Source organism: Actinacidiphila polyblastidii, from assembly GCF_036353415.1.
Classification (GTDB): Bacteria; Actinomycetota; Actinomycetes; order Streptomycetales; family Streptomycetaceae; genus Actinacidiphila; species Actinacidiphila polyblastidii.
In genome coordinates this window covers 13,763-31,391 of record NZ_JAZEWV010000010.1, presented here as the reverse complement: position 1 = coordinate 31,391, position 17,629 = coordinate 13,763, and the positions used below count along the sequence as shown (strand labels likewise).

The 17,629-nt window shown below is 76.1% G+C and carries 14 protein-coding genes; 3 read left to right on the top strand and 11 right to left on the bottom strand.

Annotated features, from left to right (window positions below):
• Window positions 1-26: 26 nt before the first annotated feature.
• Window positions 27-566 (bottom strand): M48 metallopeptidase family protein, encoded by a 540-nt coding sequence (locus V2S66_RS14620; RefSeq protein WP_330795745.1) that lies wholly within the window; start codon window positions 564-566, stop codon window positions 27-29.
• 377 nt (window positions 567-943) lie between these two features.
• Between V2S66_RS14620 and V2S66_RS14615 the strand changes: the two genes are divergently transcribed.
• Both V2S66_RS14615 and V2S66_RS14610 read left to right on the top strand, forming a co-directional pair.
• Window positions 944-2,245, top strand: a complete 1,302-nt coding sequence (locus V2S66_RS14615; protein WP_330795404.1) for a ThiF family adenylyltransferase — start codon at window positions 944-946, stop codon at window positions 2,243-2,245.
• A 21-nt stretch (window positions 2,246-2,266) separates the two neighbouring features.
• Window positions 2,267-3,616: an ABC1 kinase family protein gene (locus tag V2S66_RS14610; RefSeq protein WP_330795402.1), complete on the top strand. Its 1,350-nt coding sequence runs from the start codon at window positions 2,267-2,269 to the stop codon at window positions 3,614-3,616.
• Between the two features lie 28 nt (window positions 3,617-3,644).
• On the opposite strand, the gene V2S66_RS14605 is transcribed toward V2S66_RS14610, so the two are convergent.
• The 5 genes from V2S66_RS14605 to V2S66_RS14585 all read right to left on the bottom strand — a co-directional run bounded on the left by V2S66_RS14605 (window position 3,645) and on the right by V2S66_RS14585 (window position 7,522).
• On the bottom strand, window positions 3,645-3,833 hold the full coding sequence (locus tag V2S66_RS14605) for a hypothetical protein (RefSeq protein ID WP_330795400.1): 189 nt from the start codon (window positions 3,831-3,833) through the stop codon (window positions 3,645-3,647).
• 149 nt (window positions 3,834-3,982) lie between these two features.
• Complete coding sequence (locus V2S66_RS14600) at window positions 3,983-4,303, bottom strand: hypothetical protein (RefSeq protein WP_330795398.1); 321 nt, start codon at window positions 4,301-4,303, stop codon at window positions 3,983-3,985.
• A complete protein-coding gene (locus tag V2S66_RS14595; protein WP_330795396.1) occupies window positions 4,300-4,662 on the bottom strand; it encodes a WhiB family transcriptional regulator in 363 nt (120 codons plus the stop codon). Before V2S66_RS14595 ends, V2S66_RS14600 begins: the two co-directional genes overlap by 4 nt.
• Before the next feature lie 140 nt (window positions 4,663-4,802).
• Window positions 4,803-5,156: a hypothetical protein gene (locus V2S66_RS14590; protein WP_330795395.1), complete on the bottom strand. Its 354-nt coding sequence runs from the start codon at window positions 5,154-5,156 to the stop codon at window positions 4,803-4,805.
• A 137-nt stretch (window positions 5,157-5,293) separates the two neighbouring features.
• Window positions 5,294-7,522 carry an ATP-dependent DNA helicase UvrD2 gene (locus tag V2S66_RS14585; protein ID WP_330795393.1) on the bottom strand — a complete coding sequence of 743 codons (2,229 nt, stop codon included), beginning with the start codon at window positions 7,520-7,522 and terminating at the stop codon, window positions 5,294-5,296.
• Window positions 7,523-7,783: 261 nt separating this feature from the next.
• Between V2S66_RS14585 and V2S66_RS14580 the strand changes: the two genes are divergently transcribed.
• Window positions 7,784-8,026: a mycoredoxin gene (locus tag V2S66_RS14580; protein ID WP_330795391.1), complete on the top strand. Its 243-nt coding sequence runs from the start codon at window positions 7,784-7,786 to the stop codon at window positions 8,024-8,026.
• 81 nt (window positions 8,027-8,107) lie between these two features.
• Here V2S66_RS14580 and nudC read toward each other — a convergent pair whose 3' ends face one another.
• The 5 genes from nudC to V2S66_RS14555 form a co-directional block, all read right to left on the bottom strand.
• Window positions 8,108-9,046, bottom strand: coding sequence for an NAD(+) diphosphatase (nudC, locus tag V2S66_RS14575; RefSeq protein ID WP_330795389.1), 939 nt, complete (start codon window positions 9,044-9,046; stop codon window positions 8,108-8,110).
• Between the two features lie 8 nt (window positions 9,047-9,054).
• On the bottom strand, window positions 9,055-9,237 hold the full coding sequence (locus V2S66_RS14570; protein WP_330795387.1) for a hypothetical protein: 183 nt from the start codon (window positions 9,235-9,237) through the stop codon (window positions 9,055-9,057).
• Window positions 9,238-9,329: 92 nt separating this feature from the next.
• The gene (locus V2S66_RS14565) at window positions 9,330-12,674 is read right to left on the bottom strand and encodes an ATP-dependent DNA helicase (RefSeq protein WP_330795386.1); all 3,345 of its coding nucleotides are present in this window, start codon (window positions 12,672-12,674) and stop codon (window positions 9,330-9,332) included.
• Window positions 12,675-12,777: 103 nt separating this feature from the next.
• Complete coding sequence (locus tag V2S66_RS14560) at window positions 12,778-13,614, bottom strand: hypothetical protein (protein WP_330795384.1); 837 nt, start codon at window positions 13,612-13,614, stop codon at window positions 12,778-12,780.
• Window positions 13,615-13,860: 246 nt separating this feature from the next.
• The gene (locus V2S66_RS14555) at window positions 13,861-17,568 is read right to left on the bottom strand and encodes a UvrD-helicase domain-containing protein (RefSeq protein WP_330795744.1); all 3,708 of its coding nucleotides are present in this window, start codon (window positions 17,566-17,568) and stop codon (window positions 13,861-13,863) included.
• Window positions 17,569-17,629: the final 61 nt, after the last annotated feature.

Here is a 17,629-nt window from a genome sequence, read left to right as displayed (position 1 = left end):
AGGCTAACCGGTCGCAACGACAGCGGCTATTCCTCGTCGGGCCCCGGCGGGTTGGGCAGCCGCTCGGCGGCGACCACGCCCTCCAGGAAACCGCGGGCCCGCTCGGTGCGCGGATAGCCCTCCAGCAGTTTCCAGAACCGCGGGCCGTGGCCGGGCACCAGGAGGTGCGCGAGTTCGTGCAGCAGCACGTAGTCGATGACGTACTCGGGCATGCCCCGCAGCCGGTGGGACAGGCGGATGCTGCCCTCGGAGGGGGTGCACGAGCCCCAGCGGGAGTTCTGGTTGGTGACCCAGCGGACCGTGTCGGGCACCGCGCGGCCGTGCAGGTACTGGTCGGAGAGGCGTTCGGCGCGGGCCGCCAGCTCGTCGTCGCCGGGCATCCGGCGGCTCTCCTGCGCGGCGAGCTTGTCGAGCATCGTCGCCACCCAGCGCTGCTCCTCGGCGGCGGACATCCGGGCCGGGATGAGGACCACCGTCCGGTCGCCGTCGCGGTACGCCGAGACCGTACGGCGCCTGCGGGCGCTGCGGCGCACCTCGACGGCGCTCCTGCCGGCCGCGGCGCCCAGCGATCCGGGCGCGGCGCCCCCGGCCGTCCCGCCCGCGGCACCCGTCCCACCTGCGCCACTCGCCCCGCTCAGCCCGCCGGGCCGGGCACCTGGGGCAGGCTGACTGGTGAGATTGCGCACTGGATCGGCGGCCACGGCTCGACGTTACCCGCTGTGCCTGTGGGAAGTCCCGTCTCCGTGCCGGTTGCTCCGGGAATCACCTCGGTTCGTACGCATATTGAACGACGATCCCCCACAACCTGTGGATAACTTCGCGGCGCGCGAGGCCGAAGCGGGCATTCTGGGACGCGTCGATGACGGAGAGTGCTCGACAGGTCGCTCCAGGTCCGCGAGGGCGGGTGGAGCGGGTCCGGGCGGATGCGAGGGAGGTGAGGGCGGTGCGACCGGTGCTGAAGTCCGCGCTGCGGCGCGGCTGGCGGGACGGGGAGAGCCTGCAGTTCGGTGTGGACCCGCGGCACGCGGTGGTCCTCGCGCCGGTGGACGGCGCGGCGGCGGCCTTCCTGGAGCTGCTGGACGGCACCCGCGGGATGGACACCCTGACCGTGGACGCCGCCGCGCTCGGCCTCGGTCCCGAACAGGTGCGGCGCCTGCTCGCCCGGCTCGCGGAGGGCGGCGCGCTGGACGACGCGGCGGCCCACTCCGCGCTGTCCACCGCGGTGCGCCACCGGACGCCGCTGCTGGACCGGCTGCGCCCCGACCTCGCCGCCCTTTCCCTGGTCCATCCGGCGCCGGGCGCGGCACCCGCCCGGATACGGCACCGGAGGGCATCGCGGGTGCGGGTGCTCGGCGCCGGGCGGGTCGGCTCCGCGCTGGCCGCGGTGCTGTCGGCTGCCGGGGTCGGCGCGGTGGACCTGGTGGACAGCGGGCGCGTCGAGCCCTGGGACGCCGGTCCCTGCGGCATCCCGGCCGAGCACGTCGGCGACCGCCGCGACGCGGCCGGCCGTGCGGCGGTCCGCCGCGCCGCGCCGGAGGAGCGGCGCCGGCCGGCCGACGCGGGCGGCGGCAGGGGAAGGGCCGGGCCACCCGCGCCGCCGGGCCGCGCCCGGGGCGGTACGGGGCCGGGGTCCGGCGCCAGGCCGGGCCCGCGGTGGAGCGCGGGGCCGGGGGCGGGCGCCGTGGTCACGGTGGTGGCGCCGCGCGACGGGTTGGACGCCTTCGCGCCGGAGGAGGAGCAGGCGCGCGCGCTGGTCGCCTCAGGCGTGCCGCACCTCTACGCGGGGGTGCTGGAGGGCACCGGCGTGGTGGGTCCGCTGGTGCTGCCGGGCCGCACGGCCTGCGGGCAGTGCCTGGGCCTGCTGCTGGCCGGCCGCGATCCGGCCTGGCCGCTGCTGCTGGCGCAGCTGCGGTCCGGCCGCCGGCCCGCGGTCCCGGCCTGCGACATCGCGCTGGCGACCACCGTCGCGGGGACCGCCGCGGGCCACGTGCTGGCCCAGCTGGACGGCCGGCTGCCGCCGAGCGCGGGGGCGCGGCTGGAGCTGCCCTCGGCCGGCCCGGCCGTGCGGACGCTGCCGGTGCCGGGTGACGCCCGCTGCGGCTGCGGGGCGGCGGCGGCCGCCCGGACCGCCGGGCAGGAGGAGCGGGACGAGCGGGACGAAGCGCCGCGCCCCGGCAGAGCTGACCCACTCTTGGCCGGGAGCTTCGCGGCCACCTGGGCGCAGAGAGGCACAATGGCCATGTGACCGACCGGAAATGAGGAGCGCATGTCTGATCTTCCGCGCAAGGCGGTGACCCGCACGGCGAAGCTGGCGGCGCTCCCGCTGGGTTTCGCCGGCCGGGCCACGCTGGGGCTGGGCAAGCGCCTGGGCGGCCGGCCGGCCGACGAGGTCGCCACCGAGCTGCAGGAACGCACCGCGGAACAGCTCTTCAAGGTGCTCGGGGAGCTGAAGGGCGGGGCCATGAAGTTCGGCCAGGCCCTGTCGGTCTTCGAGTCCGCGCTGCCGGAGGACGTGGCCGGCCCCTACCGGGCGGCGCTCACCAAGCTCCAGGAGGCGGCGCCGCCGATGCCCGCACGCACCGTGCACCGGGTACTGGCGGAGCAGCTGGGCTCGGAATGGCGGTCGCTGTTCGCCGAGTTCGAGGACGTGCCGGCGGCGGCGGCGTCGATCGGGCAGGTGCACCGCGCGGTGTGGAGCGACGGGCGCAAGGTCGCGGTGAAGGTCCAGTACCCGGGGGCCGGAGACGCGCTGCTCTCGGACCTGTCGCAGCTGGGCCGGGTGGCCCGGCTGTTCGGGCCGCTGATCCCCGGGATGGACGTCAAGCCGCTGCTCGCCGAGCTGCGCGCCCGGGTCGCGGAGGAGCTGGACTACGGGCTGGAGGCCGCGGCGCAGCACGTGCACGCGGTGGAGTTCGCCGAGGACCCGGACGTGGTGGTCCCGGACGTCGTCCACCAGGCGGACCAGGTGCTGGTCACCGAGTGGATGGACGGGGTGCCGCTGTCGGAGGTGATCTCCTCGGGCAGCCGGGAGATGCGGGACCGGGCGGGGCAGCTGCTGGCGCACTTCCTGTTCGCCGGCCCGGCCCGCACCGGGCTGCTGCACGCGGACCCGCACCCGGGGAACTTCCGGCTGCTGACCGACGGCGGCCCCGCGCAGGGCTGGCGGCTGGGCGTGCTGGACTTCGGCACGGTGGACCGGCTGCCGGAGGGGCTGCCGCTGCCGATCGGCACCGCGCTGCGGCTCGCCCTGGCGGGCGAGGCCGAGCACGTCTACGCGATGCTGCGCAGCGAGGGCTTCGTCAAGCCGACGATCACCCTGGACGCGGACGCCGTGCTCGACTACCTGCGGCCGATCATCGAGCCGGCCGGCCGGGAGGACTTCCCGTTCGACCGGGCGTGGATGCGCGCGCAGGCGGCGAGGATCGCCGACCCGCGCTCCCCGGCCCACCAGTTGGGGCGGCAGCTGAACCTGCCGCCGTCGTATCTGCTGATCCACCGCGTGACGCTGAGCACCGTCGGGGTGCTCTGCCAGCTGGGGGCGACGGTGCGGCTGCGCGAGGAGCTGCGGGAGTGGCTGCCCGGGTTCGAGGCCGGGGGCGCGGCGGAGTCCGCGTGATCCGGTCGCCCGCACCACGGGCGGCCGGTCACCACCAGGCGGAGTCGAGCCTGCCCTCGATGCTGCGCAGATGCCGGCGCGCGCAGCTCTCGCAGAAGTAGACGCGGCGGCCGTTCTCCACCGAACACGTCCAGGTCAGCGGCAGACCCTCGTGTGTGGCGCCGCAGCGGCCGCACGTCGTGCTCTGACCCGTGGTCTGAGAGGTCTTGTGATCCACCGGTTGACGATACCTCCGCGGACGCCGGGTTTGTCGCCGTAACGCACCGCGGGGCCGGTCGGTGTCGACCGGCCCCGCGATGGCGGTGGCGTCAGTGGGCCGGACGCGCGGATGCGGGGAGCGGTTCCGCGCGCGGCCGTTCCACGCTGTTACTGCATGACGGCCATGGCCAGCGCGCGGCGGGCGCGCAGCGAGGCGCGCTCGGCGCGGCGCTGGAGGCGGCGCGCCGCGAGCAGTCGGAGCGACCTGCGTTCGTGCTCCGCCTCCTGCAGGCGCTGTTGCATATGGGCACGGGCCAGGGCTTCTGGCATGAGTTGCATTTCGAGGTTCCTGTTCTGGTGCGACGCGAAGGCGCCGGAGGAGCGTGCGGGGCGTTCGGTGAGCGAGGGGGTCATCGGGGCCTGATTCTTGGGGTCATGCGTCCGGGGACGGTCGATGGTTCCGGGGGCGGTGGTCTTCCTGATGTTCATGCTGCGACAGCGTCCTTGCGCGGGCGGCCACGCGGCCGCTTGCGGGGCACGACGACGCCCTGGATGAACAGCTCGCCGCCCCAGACACCCCAGGGCTCGCGGCGGTCCTTGGCGCCGGCCAGGCAGGCGTCACGCACCGGACAGGTCTGGCAGAGGGACTTGGCGTACTCGACATCGGCCGGGGACTCCGCGAAGAAGACCTCGGGGTCGTAGGTCCGGCACGGGACGGGCACGCCGAGTCGCTCGATCTCGTCGTCGAGTTCGGTCAGGGGCAGCAAGGGGGTCTCCGAGGGGGGCGTTGCGGGCGGGTGGCCGAGGTCGGGCTTGGTTCCGGAGGTGGCGTGCTGGGCGGTATGCACGGTGGCTGCGTTCCTCGTCTGTCGTCCGGCCGCTCTGTGGTTCGGCCGGTTTCCCGGTGGTGCAGGTCTGAAGAAAACAGAAGGGCCGCGGATCCCGGTCTGGGATTCCGCGGCCCTGAAGGTGCCGACCTGATGTGTCGTCAGGCTGGATCACTCCAGGGTTCGAGCCCGCGGAAGGCCCACTTGCCGTGCTGCTGCGTCTTCTGCTGTCCGTTCGCGTGTCCATTGGCGCCTTCTGCGCCCTCGGCGGTACCAGCGCCGGCGCCGTTGGCCGCCGCCGCGAAGGCATAGGCCGTGGCCTCTGCCTTCGCCGCCGCCGCGGGCGCCTCGATCGGTCGCTCACTGCGCACCCGCACCGGCAGGACCGGGAGCAGAGCGGAGGAGACGGACAGACCGGTGCCACGCATGCCGGTGCCGGCAAAGGAGACGTCGAGCGAGCAGGCGGCGATGACCGGACGATCGGTCATTTTGATGGTGGTCATCTGGCTGATCATGGGGCTCGCCTCCTCTCGGCGTCTCGTAAGGACAGTGGAACGGACTTGCTTATTACATCACGACCGGGCGGGCTCTTGGAAGAGCCGTTCTCGACCGCGCTCGTGAAGGCTATGGGGCTCTCCGCGGGATGCGCAAACTATTTTTCTGCTTCTTCTTCAGAAGATTCTTCGGGCAGGTCGGGGGCCTGGTCGGGGAGTTCGGGCAGAGCCGAATCCGGAATCCCCGGTTCCTCGCCGGCGCACAAGGCGAGTACGTCCGCGCCGAACTTCTCGAGCTTGCGCGCACCCACTCCGGGGATCTGCGCCAGCTCCGCCTCGCCGGACGGCCGGACCTCCGCGATGGCCAGCAGCGTCTTGTCGGTGAAGACCACATAGGCGGGATGGCCGACCGCCTTCGCCTGCTCCATACGCCAGGCCCTGAGCCGCTCGTAGAGCGCCTCGTCGAGGTCCGACGGGCAGTCCTCACAGCGCATCAGCTTGATCTCGCCGGCCTCCGACAGCGTGCGCCCGCACACCCGGCACTGCACCGGGCCGCGCCGCTTGCGCCCGCCGGAGCCGCGCTCTGCGCCGGCGCCGCCGCCCGCGCCCCGGGCGCCGCGCGGCGTGGAGCCCGGACGCAGCCCGTCGAGGAACCGGGACGGCCGCCTGCTGCCACGGCCGCCGGGCGAGCGCGACAGCGCCCAGGACAGGCCGAGGTGGAACCGCGCCCTGGTCACCCCCACGTAGAGCAGCCGGCGCTCCTCCTCGACCTGCTCGTCGGTCTTGGCGTAGGTGATCGGCAGGGTGCCCTCGGTCAGCCCGACGAGGAACACCGCGTCCCACTCCAGGCCCTTGGCCGCGTGCAGGGACGCCAGGGTGACGCCCTCGACGGTGGGGGCGTGCTGCGCGTTCGCCCGCTCGTCCAGCTCGGCCACGAAGTCGCCGAGGCCCGCGTCCGGGCGGGCGGCCGCGAAGTCCTCCGCCAGCCGGACCAGCGCCGCGAGCGACTCCCAGCGGTCGCGCACCGCCCCCGAGCCGGCCGGCGGCTCCGAGGCCCAGCCGCGGGAGCTGAGCACCGCGCGCACCTGGTCGGGGATGCCTGACCCGGCCTGGTCGGGGTCGGCCGCGGCCCGTGCGGCGCCGCGCAGCAGCAGCCCCGCCTCGCGCACCTCCGGGCGCTCGAAGAACCGCTCGGCGCCTCGCAGCTGGTAGGGCACCCCGGCGTCGGCGAGCGCCTGCTCGTAGACCTCCGACTGCGCGTTGATGCGGTAGAGCACGGCGATCTCGCTCGGCCGCACCCCCGCGTCCATCAGCTCCCTGATCCGCCGCGCGGCGCCCTCGGCCTCGGCCGGCTCGTCCGGGTACTCGGCGAAGGACGGCTCGGGCCCCGCCTCGCGCTGCGAGACCAGCTCCAGCCGGTGCGCGGCGGCCTGGCCGCGCGCCTGGGCCAGCAGGCCGTTCGCCAGGCCGACGACCTGCGGGGTGGAGCGGTAGTCCCGCACCAGCTTCACGACGGTGGCCTGCGGGTGGCGGCCCCGGAAGCCCAGCAGGAAGTCGGGGGTGGCGCCGGTGAAGGAGTAGATCGTCTGCGAGGCGTCGCCGACCACGCACAGGTCGTCCCGCCCGCCGAGCCACAGGTCGAGCAGGCGCTGCTGCAGCGGGCTGACGTCCTGGTACTCGTCGACGACGAAGTGCTGGTACTGCGAGCGCACGGCCTCCGCCACGTCCGGCCGGTCCTGCAGCACCCCGACGGTCAGCAGCAGCACGTCCTCGAAGTCGATCACCCCGCGGTCCCGCTTGAGCTGCTCGTACGTGGTGTAGACGCGGGCGACCTCGGCCGGGTCGCGCGGCACGTCGCGGCCGGTCTTGGCGGCGGCCGTCGCGTACTCCTCCGGGACGGTCTGGGTGACCTTGCACCATTCGATCTCGCCGGTGACGTCCCGCAGCTCGTTGCGGTCCAGGCGGATGCGGCAGCGCGCGCCGGCCTCGGCGACCAGCTGCACCTTGCGCTCCAGCAGCCGCGGCATCTCGCCGCCGACCGCGCGCGGCCAGAAGTACTGCAGCTGGCGCAGCGCGGCGGAGTGGAAGGTGCGCGCCTGCACGCCGCCCGCGCCCAGCAGCCGCAGCCGGCCGCGCATCTCCCCCGCGGCCCGCGCGGTGAAGGTCACCGCGAGCACGCTCGCGGGCTGGAGGATGCCCGCGCGCACCCCGTAGGCGATCCGGTGGGTGATCGCCCGGGTCTTGCCGGTGCCGGCGCCTGCCAGCACGCACACCGGGCCGCGCAGCGCCGTGGCGACGGCGCGCTGCTCGGGGTCGAGTCCGTCGAGCACCGCGTCGGCGGAGTCCGGCACCGCGGGGAAGAGCGAGTCGTGGAGTGTCGCGTTCACCCCGCCACTGTGCCACTTCCGGCCGTCGGCCCGGGACCGTTGTCCACAGGCGGCCGTCGGCCGGACGTTGTCCACAGGCCGGGTTCTGGCGGCCCGGTCCCGGTGCGACGATGGAACGGACGATGGATCCCCGGGACGGTATTCCCGTTCCGGGGCACGGATCGCGCCGGCGGCCTTCGGGACGGAATGTCCGGGCCCCGCGGGGCGTTCCGCCTAGCACCGGTCGCACGACCGGCCCCCTTGGACGAGGAGCGAGAAGCGATGTCGGGCACTGTGACCATGTACAGCACCTCCTGGTGCGGCTACTGCCGCCGGCTGAAGTCCCAGCTGGATCGCGAAGGCATCACGTACAGCGAGATCAACATCGAGGAGGACCCCGCCTCGGCGCAGTTCGTCGAGAAGGCGAACGGCGGCAACCAGACCGTGCCGACCGTCCTCTTCGCCGACGGCTCCACGCTGACCAACCCCTCGCTGGCGCAGGTCAAGGAGAAGATCGCCGTCTGACCCGGGCACCCGCCGATGCGCCGGGCCGGCCGGCCCGGCGCGGGGTCAGCGTCCGGCGGTGGGCCGGCGTCAGGCGCGGGGTCAGCGTCCGGTGCCGGGCCGCGGCAGCGGCTTGCCGTACCACTGCTCGATCAGGCGGGCCGCGATCGAGATGCCGAACGGAGGCAGCACCTCCCCGGACTCGAACGCGGTCCGCAGGTCGTCCCGGGAGAACCAGCGCGCCTCGTGGATCTCCTCGCCGTCGACGGTGATCTCCGAGGTCGTCGCCCGTGCGGTGAAGCCCAGCATCAGGCTCGACGGGAACGGCCAGGGCTGGCTGGCCATGTACTCCACCTCGCCGACGGTGACGCCGACCTCCTCGGCGACCTCGCGCCGCACCGCGGCCTCTATCGACTCGCCGGGCTCCACGAAGCCCGCCAGCGTGGAGAAGCGGCCCTCGGGCCACAGCACCTGCCGGCCGAGCAGCGCGCGGTCCTCCTCGTCGGTGACCAGCATGATCACCGCCGGGTCGGTGCGCGGGTAGTGCTCGGCGCCGCAGGCGGGGCAGCGCCGGATGTGGCCCGCTGCGGCGATGACGGTGCGCTCCCCGCAGCGGGAGCAGAAGCGGTGCATCCGCTGCCAGTTCTCCAGCGCGACCGCGTGCACCATCAGGCCGGCCTCCAGCGGCGAGAGCAGGCCGCCGACCTCGCGCAGCCCGGCCGGGCGGGCGGCCTCGTCCATCCGGCCGGGCAGCGTGTCCTTCTGCAGCGCGAAGTAGCGCACGCCGTCGGGGTCGATGCCCAGGAAGTAGCGGTGCGTCTCGGTCTCCGGCGCGTCGAACGCCGGTGTCATCACCAGTTCGGTCGTGCCGTCCGGTGTCTCCTCGACCAGCACCTGGCCGCCCGAGACCACGAACACCCGGGTGCTGGGGTGGCTCCAGGCCGCCGCCAGCCACACCTCGTCGAGGCGGTGCTGGGCGGCGCGGTCCACGCCGCTGGAGGTGAGGGCCACGGGTCGCGACGTCGAGTCGAGTCCGGTCAAGGTGCTTCCTACTTCCCCGTCGATCGTTGCCGTGCCGCGGCTCGCCTGCGGGCGGCGGCCGGCTCGTCCCACCGGTAGTGCCAACCGCCGGACGGCACGGAAATTCCCAGGGGCTCGGCGAGGAAGGGGCCGCGATGGTCCTGGTCGTGCCGATCGTGCGTACGGACGGCGCTGTCCGGGGTGAAGCTCATGACCAGCAGCCTAGCGGGGCGCTCCGGACGTACCGGGCGGCGGGCACGCCTACCGTGCACGCCTACCGGGCCGGGCCGGGACGGGCCGGTGCTCAGCCGAGGAGGCGTTCGAGCGCCGCCCGGTCGGGCAGGTCGCGCGGCCGGGAGATCTCCCCGGTGCGCACGTAGAGGAAGGCGGCCCGCACCCGGTGCAGGGGCACACCCGTCCGCTCCGCCCACGCCAGCCGGTAGACGGCGAGCTGCAGCGGGTCGCCGCGGCTGGTGGCGGGATGGCCGGTCTTCCAGTCCAGTACGTCGTACGTCACACCGCCGTCCGGGTCCGCCCGGCCCGGCTCCGCGCCGTCCGGTCCTGCGCCGGCCTCCTCCCGGTACACGGCGTCGATGCGGCCGCGGATCACCCGCCCGCCCAGCGCGAGCTGGAACGGCTGCTCCACGGCGTACGGCCTCCGGTCCGCGTACGGGGTGCGCAGGAACGCCTCCTTCAGCGCGGCCAGGTCGCGTTCGTCGGCGATGTCGTGGACCGCCTCCCCCGCGACCCCGGGCAGGTCCTCGGGCCCGAACAGCGGCCGCACGTCGAACCGCGACTCGACCCAGGCGTGGAAGCGGGTGCCGCGGCGGGCGGCCGGCGCGGGCGGCCTGGGCATCGGCCGGGCCAGCTCCCTGGCCAGCCCGTCGGGGTCGGCGGCGAGCCGCATCAGCTGGGTGGCGGTCAGCGACGCCGGCAGCGGCACGTCCCGCACGGTCGACCTGGCCCGGCGCAGCTCGTCGGCGAGCGCCTCCAGGTCGCGGTCCCAGGAGGCGGCGAGCCGGGTCTCCTCCGGTACGAGCCCGTCGTCGTCGCCGGGCCCGGCCGGCCCCGCCGCACCCGTCCGCGCGTCCGCCGCGTCCGCCGCGGCGTCAGCGTGCGCGAGCACCGTCTTCGCGGCCTGCCGGCGCCGCTCCAGCGCGGCCGGGTCGAGCGGCAGCGGCCACGGCGGCTCGGTCGCGTCCGCCAGCGAGGGGTTCTCCTCGCCGTCGGCGGGCGGCTCCGCCCACGCCTCGACCTCGCCGTGCCCCGCCTCGCAGTGCTCGCGCAGCGCCTCCAGGAAGGCGGAGGGCCCGAACGGCGACTTCTGCGTCGGCCCCCACCAGTGCCCGGAGCCGAGCAGCAGCGACCGCGGCCGGGTGAAGGTGACGTAGCCCAGCCGCAGTTCCTCGACGCGCTGGTGCTCCTTCATCGCGGCGCGGAAGCCCTCGAGTCCGCCGCGGGTCCACTCGGCGACCTCGGGCAGGGTGGCCGTGTCACCCCGCAGGCCGTGCGGCAGCACCTTGGCGTTGACCGGCCACAGCTCCCGGCCGCGGCTGCTGGGGAAGCCCTTCTCGACCAGCCCCGGCACCACGACGACGTCCCACTCCAGGCCCTTGGACTTGTGCGCGGTGAGCACCTTGACGGTGTTCTCGCCGCCGGGCAGCGAGCTGTCCAGGCCCTTCTCGTACTCGGCCGCGGTGCGCAGGAACCCCAGGAACGCCAGCAGCGTCGCCTCGCCGTCCAGCGCGGCGAACCCGGCGGCCACGTCCAGGAAGGCGTGCAGGGTCTCGCGGCGGCGCGCGGCGAGCGCGTGCGGGGACGCGGACAGCTCCACCTCCAGGCCGGTGACGGCCAGCACCCGGTGCAGGACGTCCATCAGCGGGTCGGCGAGCGCCCGGCGCAGCTCCCTCGTCTCGGCGGCGAACCGGGCGAACCGTACCCGCGCCTCGGCGGAGAACGGCAGGTCGGCGCCGTCGCCGGGGGCCAGCGCCGCGCTGTCGAGGAAGGTCTCCAGGGCGTCGGCGAGCGAGACCACCTCGGCCGGGTCGACGCCCTCGACCGCGGCGGCCAGCGGGTCGGCGCCGTCCGCGGGCCGCCCGTGCCGGACCAGGGTGCGGGCCAGCCGGCCGAGCAGCGCCAGGTCGCGCGGCCCGATCCGCCAGCGCGGGCCGGTCAGCAGGCGCACCAGCGCGGCGTTGGCCGTCGGGTCGTGCAGCACCTCGCAGGTGGCGACGAGGTCGGCGACCTCGGGCAGGTGCAGCAGCCCGGACAGGCCGACCACCTCGACGGGCACGTCGCGGGCCACCAGCGCGGCGTGGATCTCGGGGAACCGCCCGGCGGTACGGCACAGCACGGCGATCTCGCCGGGCGGCGTGCCGGTGCCCACCAGGTGGGCGACGGAGTCGGCGAGCCAGGCGGTCTCCTGCTCCTGCGTGGGCAGCAGGGCGCAGCGCACCAGGCCGTCGCGCTCGGCGCCAGGCGCGGGACGCAGCGCCTCGACGCCCTCGTGGCGTGCGCGCAGTTCGGTGGCGAGGGTGTTGGCGAGGTCGAGCAGCCGGCCGCCGGAGCGGCGGTTCTCGCTGAGCGCGTAGCGGTCGGCGGGCCGGCCGTCGGCGTACGGGAAGTGGCGCGGGAAGTCGTCGAGGTTCGCCACCGACGCGCCGCGCCAGCCGTAGATGGCCTGGCAGGGGTCGCCGACCGCGGTCACGGCGTGGCCGCTGCCGCCGCCGAAGAGCCCGGCGAGCAGCAGCCGCTGCGCGACCGAGGTGTCCTGGTACTCGTCGAGCAGCACCACCCGGTACTGCTCGCGGAGGATCACGCCGACCTCGGGTCTGCTCTGCGCGAGGCGGGCGGACAGCGCGATCTGGTCGCCGAAGTCGATCAGGTCGCGGCGCCGCTTCTCCTCGCGGTAGGCGGCGGCGAGGCCGGCCAGGTCGCGGCGGGCGGCGCCGGCCTGGACGACGTCCTTCACCCAGGCGTTGCCGCGCCGCGCCGGGTCGACGGCGGCCAGCTCCGCGGCCAGCCGCTCGTCGTAGCCGCGCAGCCGCTCGGCCGGCACGAGGTGCTCGGACAGCTCCCCGCTCAGCGCGAGCAGGTCGGCGACCAGCGCCGGCAGCCCCTTGGTGAGCGCCGGATACGGGCCGGGCGCGGTCCGCAGCACCTTCGCGGCCAGCTGGTAGCGGGTCGCGTCGGCGAGCAGCCGCGCGGTCGGCTCCAGCCCGATCCGCATGCCGTGGTCCTTCAGCAGCTGCCCGGCGAACGCGTGGTAGGTGGAGATCTGCGGGTCGCCCGCCACCGCGTCGGGATCGCCCGGCTCCCGGCGGCCCGTCCCGGCGGCCGGCGCCGGGATGCCGCCGGGCTCGCCGTCGCCGGTGACACCGGCCTGGGCCAGCGCCCTGCGGACCCGCTCGGACAGCTCGCCCGCCGCCTTGTTGGTGAAGGTCAGGCCGAGCACCTGCTCGGGCGCGACCTGCCCGGTGCCGGCCAGCCACACCACCCGCGCGGCCATCACGGTGGTCTTGCCCGACCCCGCTCCGGCCACGATCACGCCCGGCGCGAGCGGCGCGGTGATGCACGCCAGCTGCTCCGGGGTGAACGGGATGCCCAGCAGCTCGTGCAGCTGCTCGGGTCGGGTGATGCGGGTTGCCACCCTGGTGAGGCTATCCGGCCCGGCCGACACCCCTCACCCGCCCGCCCCGCGCCGGGGGCCGCGCAGCGGCCGCTGGACCGCCGCGGACGGCTCGGAGCGGCGGTCAGACGGACAGGTGGGAGACGCCGAGTGCGGCGAGGGCCACGGTGGCGCCGGGCGGCGGCGGGGATATGCGCGGGGGCCTGCCGAACCCGCTGAACGTCACCGATTCGGTCGCCGCGTCGGTCGCCGCCGAGCCGGTCCCCGCTGAGCCGCCGGCGCCGGAGATGTCGGAGCGCAGGATGTACGGGGTGCCGGTGGCGGCGACGCGGACGGTGGCCCTGTGGCCGGGGGTGGTGTGGACGAGGGTCAGGACGGCTTTCCCGTCGAGGGTCGCCGGGCGGCCCCGCACGACGGCGCCCTGGCCGAGGTTCGACGAGGTGGCGCTCATGAAGCCGGCCACCGAGCAGTATCCGGCGAACTCCGTGGCGGACGGGCGCTGGTCCAGCCTGAGCCACTTGCCGTCGAGCGCCGCGGCGACGCGCGACCCGTCGGGGCCGCCGTGCGCCCGCCAGAACGCGTCGTCCGCCTTCAGATACGTGTTGTCGCGGGTGCCGATGACCTGGACGGAGTCGCCGGCCGCCTGCTCGGCCAGCGCGCAGCCGCCCCCGGCGGTGATCGCCGCGGTCAGGTGGACGCGGCGGCCGCCCTGCTGCTGGTCCATGTCGACGGTCATCGCCGACACCTGCCGCATGGCCTCCTCGGCCTTCGCCAGCTCCTGGCGCGGCGTCATGCCCCCGTACGGTCCCGCGTCGTCGGTCGTCCTGACCGCCACATGGGCGATCGGCGCGTCCCCGCCCTCGTCGCGCCCACCGCCGCCGGAGCAGCCGGCCAGCACCAGGACGCCCACGAGCGCGCAGGCCGCCACGGCGGCCGCGCGCGCTCCCCCGTTCCCCGGCACGCCCCCGCGCGTCGCCGAACGCGACGCACCCCCCGCCTTCGCGCCCCTCACGGCCGCCCCCGCATCCCCATGTCGTTCCGCATCGTCGTTCCGCCCCCTTGGCACCGCACACGATAGCCGCGGGGTACGACAACGCCGGAGCGCGCGCCGCCGCCTGACCTGCCGTCATCGGGCGGGAGCAGGGCGAGACCGGACAGGCGCCGGACGAGACCGGACGTGGCGGCGCGCCGGCGGCGCGCGAGTCGCTCACTCCACGACGTGGCGTCCCTCGGGCCGGGCGGTGCACGCCGCGCGGAAGGCGCAGTGCGCGCAGTGCTGGCCGGCGGCCGGGGTGAAGCGCTCGTCCAGGACCCGGCCCGCCGCCTCCGCGAGCAGGTCCCCCGCCCACTCCCCGGCCAGCGGCTCCTGCTGCTGCACCGCGGGCAGCGTGTCGCCGCCGTCCCGCCGGGTGGCGCCCAGCCGCAGCTGGACCAGCTCCGCGCCGCCCGGCCGCGGGCGCTCCCCGCCGAACAGCGGGTCGACCGCGCCCTCCCGTACGGCCAGCTGGTAGACGGCCAGCTGCGGGTGCCGATCGACCTCGGCCGCCGTCGGCTTGGCGCGGCCGGTCTTGAAGTCCACCACGTAGGCGCGGCCTTCGGCGTCGGTCTCGACGCGGTCCATGCTGCCGCGGATGCGCACCTGCACGTCGCCCGCGTCGAGGGTGACCGCGAACTCCTGCTCGGTGCCGACGACCGTGCGGCCGCGCTCCATCACGTGCCAGCGCAGGAAGCGTTCCAGCGCGGCGCGGGCGTTCTCCTTCTCCTGCCGGGACTTCCAGGGCGCGTCGAAGGCGAGCGCGTCCCACACCGAGTCCAGCCGGGTCATCAGCACGTCGAGGTCGGCGGGGGCGCGCCCCGACGCGACCTCGTCGGCGAGCACGTGCACGACGTTCCCGAAGCCCTGCGCGGCGGTCGCGGGCGGCTCCGCCCTGACCTCGCGGCCCAGGAACCACTGCAGGGCGCAGGTGTGGGCGAGCTGGTCGAGGGCCGACCCGGACAGCGCGACGGGATGGTCGCGGTCGCGCACCGGCACGGCCGAGCGGGTCGGCTCGTACAGGCCCCACCAGCGGTCCGGGTGGGCGGCGGGGATCAGCGCGTGGCCCTCGTCGGTCAGCGCGGCCATCCGGGCGAGCCGGCGCGCGGCGGCCTCGCGCAGCCCGGGGGCGGCGTCCGGGTCGACGGTCGTCGCCCGCAGCTCCGCGACCAGCGCGGCGACGGCCAGCGGGCGGCGCGGACGCTGGGCGACGTGCTCGGGTTCGATCCCCAGCTCGGCGAGGAAGCGGGACGGCTGGTCGCCGTCGTCCGCGGCGGAGCGCACCGCGGTGACGAGCAGGCGTTCGCGGGCGCGGGTCGCGGCCACGTACAGCAGCCGGCGCTCCTCGGCGAGCAGGGCCGCCTGGCCGAGCGGGGGCGCCAGGCCGTCGCGGCCGATCCGGTCCGCCTCCAGCAGCGAGCCGCGGCGGCGCAGGTCGGGCCAGACGCCCTCCTGCACCCCGGCGACCACGACGAGCCGCCACTCCAGGCCCTTCGCGCGGTGCGCGGTCATCAGCCGTACCGCGTCGGGGCGCACGGTACGGGTCGTCAGGGTGTCGGCCGCTATGTCGAAGCCGCCCAGCTCCTCGATGAGGTTGAGCGCGCCGCGGCCGCCGCTGCGCTCCTCGGCGCGGGCCGCGGTCTCGAACAGCGCGCACACCGCGTCGAGGTCGCGATCGGCGTTCCGGCCCGCGGCGCCGGGCCGCAGCGCGGCCCGCTCCAGCCGGGCGGCCCAGCCCGAGCCGTCCCACAGCAGCCACAGCGCGTCCTCGGCGGTGCCGCCGCCCGCCAGCGTGTCGCGCGCCTGCCGCAGCAGCCGCCCGAGCCGCAGCGCGCCGCGGGCGTACGACCGGTCGTGCGTGGTCAGCCGCTCGGGCTCGGCGACGGCCTCGGCGATCAGCAGGTCCGACGGGCGGGGCACGGCCTGCCCCGCGGCCCGCTCCTCCTCGCGCAGCGCCCGCCCCAGCCGCCGCAGGTCGGCGGTGTCCATACCGCCGAGCGGCGACACCAGCAGCTCCACCGCCTCCTCGGGCGTCCCCGGCCATGCTCTGCGCTGAGCCGCGGTGTCGAACGGCCCCCCCAGCGGACCGCCCCCCGCCCCCGCGCGGGCCTCCGCGGCAGCCGAACCCGCCTCGGCCGCGCCCGAGCCGGCCGGTGCTCCGCCGGACGCCGGGGGGCTGTCGGCGGTCGATCCCGCACCCGCAGGGGCCACCGGCCCGGCACCGGCCGAGCCTGAATCAGCCGCGCCCCCGGCGGCAGCCGACGCCGACCCACCCGCAACCCCGGCTTCGGTCTGGGCCGATCGAACCGGACTCCCGGCGGCAGCCGGGGCTGACCCACCCGACCTCTCGGCGGCATCCGAACCCGCCTCGGCCGCGCCCGAGCCGGCCGGTGCTCCGCCGGACGCCGGGGGGCTGTCGGCGGTCGATCCCGCACCCGCAGGGGCCACCGGCCCGGCACCGGCCGAGCCTGCATCAGCCGCGCCCCCGGCGGCAGCCGCACCCCCGTCGGCGGACGCCAACCCATCCGCGCCCCCGGCGGCAGCCACGGCGGCAGCCGAGTCCGCCGATGCCCAGAGCGCCGCGAGGCGCAGCGCCTGGAGGAGGGGGGCGACGGCGGGTTCCGCGTGGAGGGGGGCCGACTGGGTGTCGACGTCGGTGGGGACGCCCGCGGTGGTGAGGGCGCGGCGCAGGGGCGGTACGGCGGCGCCGGCCCGCACCAGGACGGCCATGTCGCGCCAGGCGACCCCGTCCTCCAGGTGGGCGCGGCGCAGCGCGTCGGCGATCGAGTCGACCTCGGCGCCCGGCGAGGGATACGTGCGGACGGCGACCGCGCCGCCGTCCCGTACCGCCCGCAGCTCGCGGTGGTCCGGGGGGCGGCGCAGCGGGATGCGGGCGGCCAGGCGGCGCGTCGCGGCCAGCAGGGCGGCGCCCGAGCGGCGCGAGGTGGTGAGCGGGATCACCCGGGCCGGGCGGCCCGCGCGGTCGGGGAAGCGGTCGGGGAAGTCGAGGATGCCGTTGACGTCGGCGCCGCGGAAGGCGTAGATCGACTGGTCGGGGTCGCCGAAGGCGACCAGGGTGCGGCCCTGCCCGGCCAGCCCGCGCAGGAGGCGGACCTGCGCGGGGTCGGTGTCCTGGTACTCGTCGACGAACACCGCGTCGTAGCGGCCGGCGAGGCGCGCGTGCACCTCGGGCCGCTCGACCAGCCGCACCGCGCGGTGCACCAGCTCGGTGTAGTCGACGACCCCCATCAGGTCCGTGACGTCGAGGTACTCGCCGAGGAACGCGGCCGCCGCGAGCCAGTCGGGGCGGCCGACGCGGCGCGCGAAGCCGGCCAGCTCGGCGGGGCCGAGGCCCAGCTCGCGGGTGCGGGCCAGCACCGCCCGTACCTCGTCGGCGAAGCCCCGGGTGGCGAGCGCGGCCCGCAGGTCGTCCGGCCAGCGCACCGCGCCGCGCCCGGCGCGCGCCGACTCCGCCTGCCCGGCGAGCAGCTCGCGCACGACCAGGTCCTGCTCGGGCCCGGACAGCAGCCGCACCGGCTCGGCGTACGCCTCCGGCTGCTGGTGCGCGCGGACCAGCGCGTAGCAGAACGAGTGGAAGGTCACGGCCTGAGGCGCCTCGCCGCTGCCGCCGTGGGCGCCGCCCGATCGTGCCGCCATCCGCTCGCGCAGCTCGGCCGCGGCCTTGCGGCCGAAGGTGAGGACGAGGATGCGGTCCGGCGGGGTGCCCGCGCGCAGCCGCGCGGTGACCGCCTCCACCAGCGTGGTCGTCTTGCCGGTACCGGGTCCGGCCAGCACCAGAAGCGGCCCCTCGCGGTGCTCAACCACCGCGCGCTGTGCCGCGTCCAGCACAGGGGGCGGTGCCGCCGTGAGGGGCGCGCGCACCAGCCGGTAGCCGTCCGCGGCGGCCGACCGCGCCCGCGGCACGCCGCCCACGCCGGGCGGC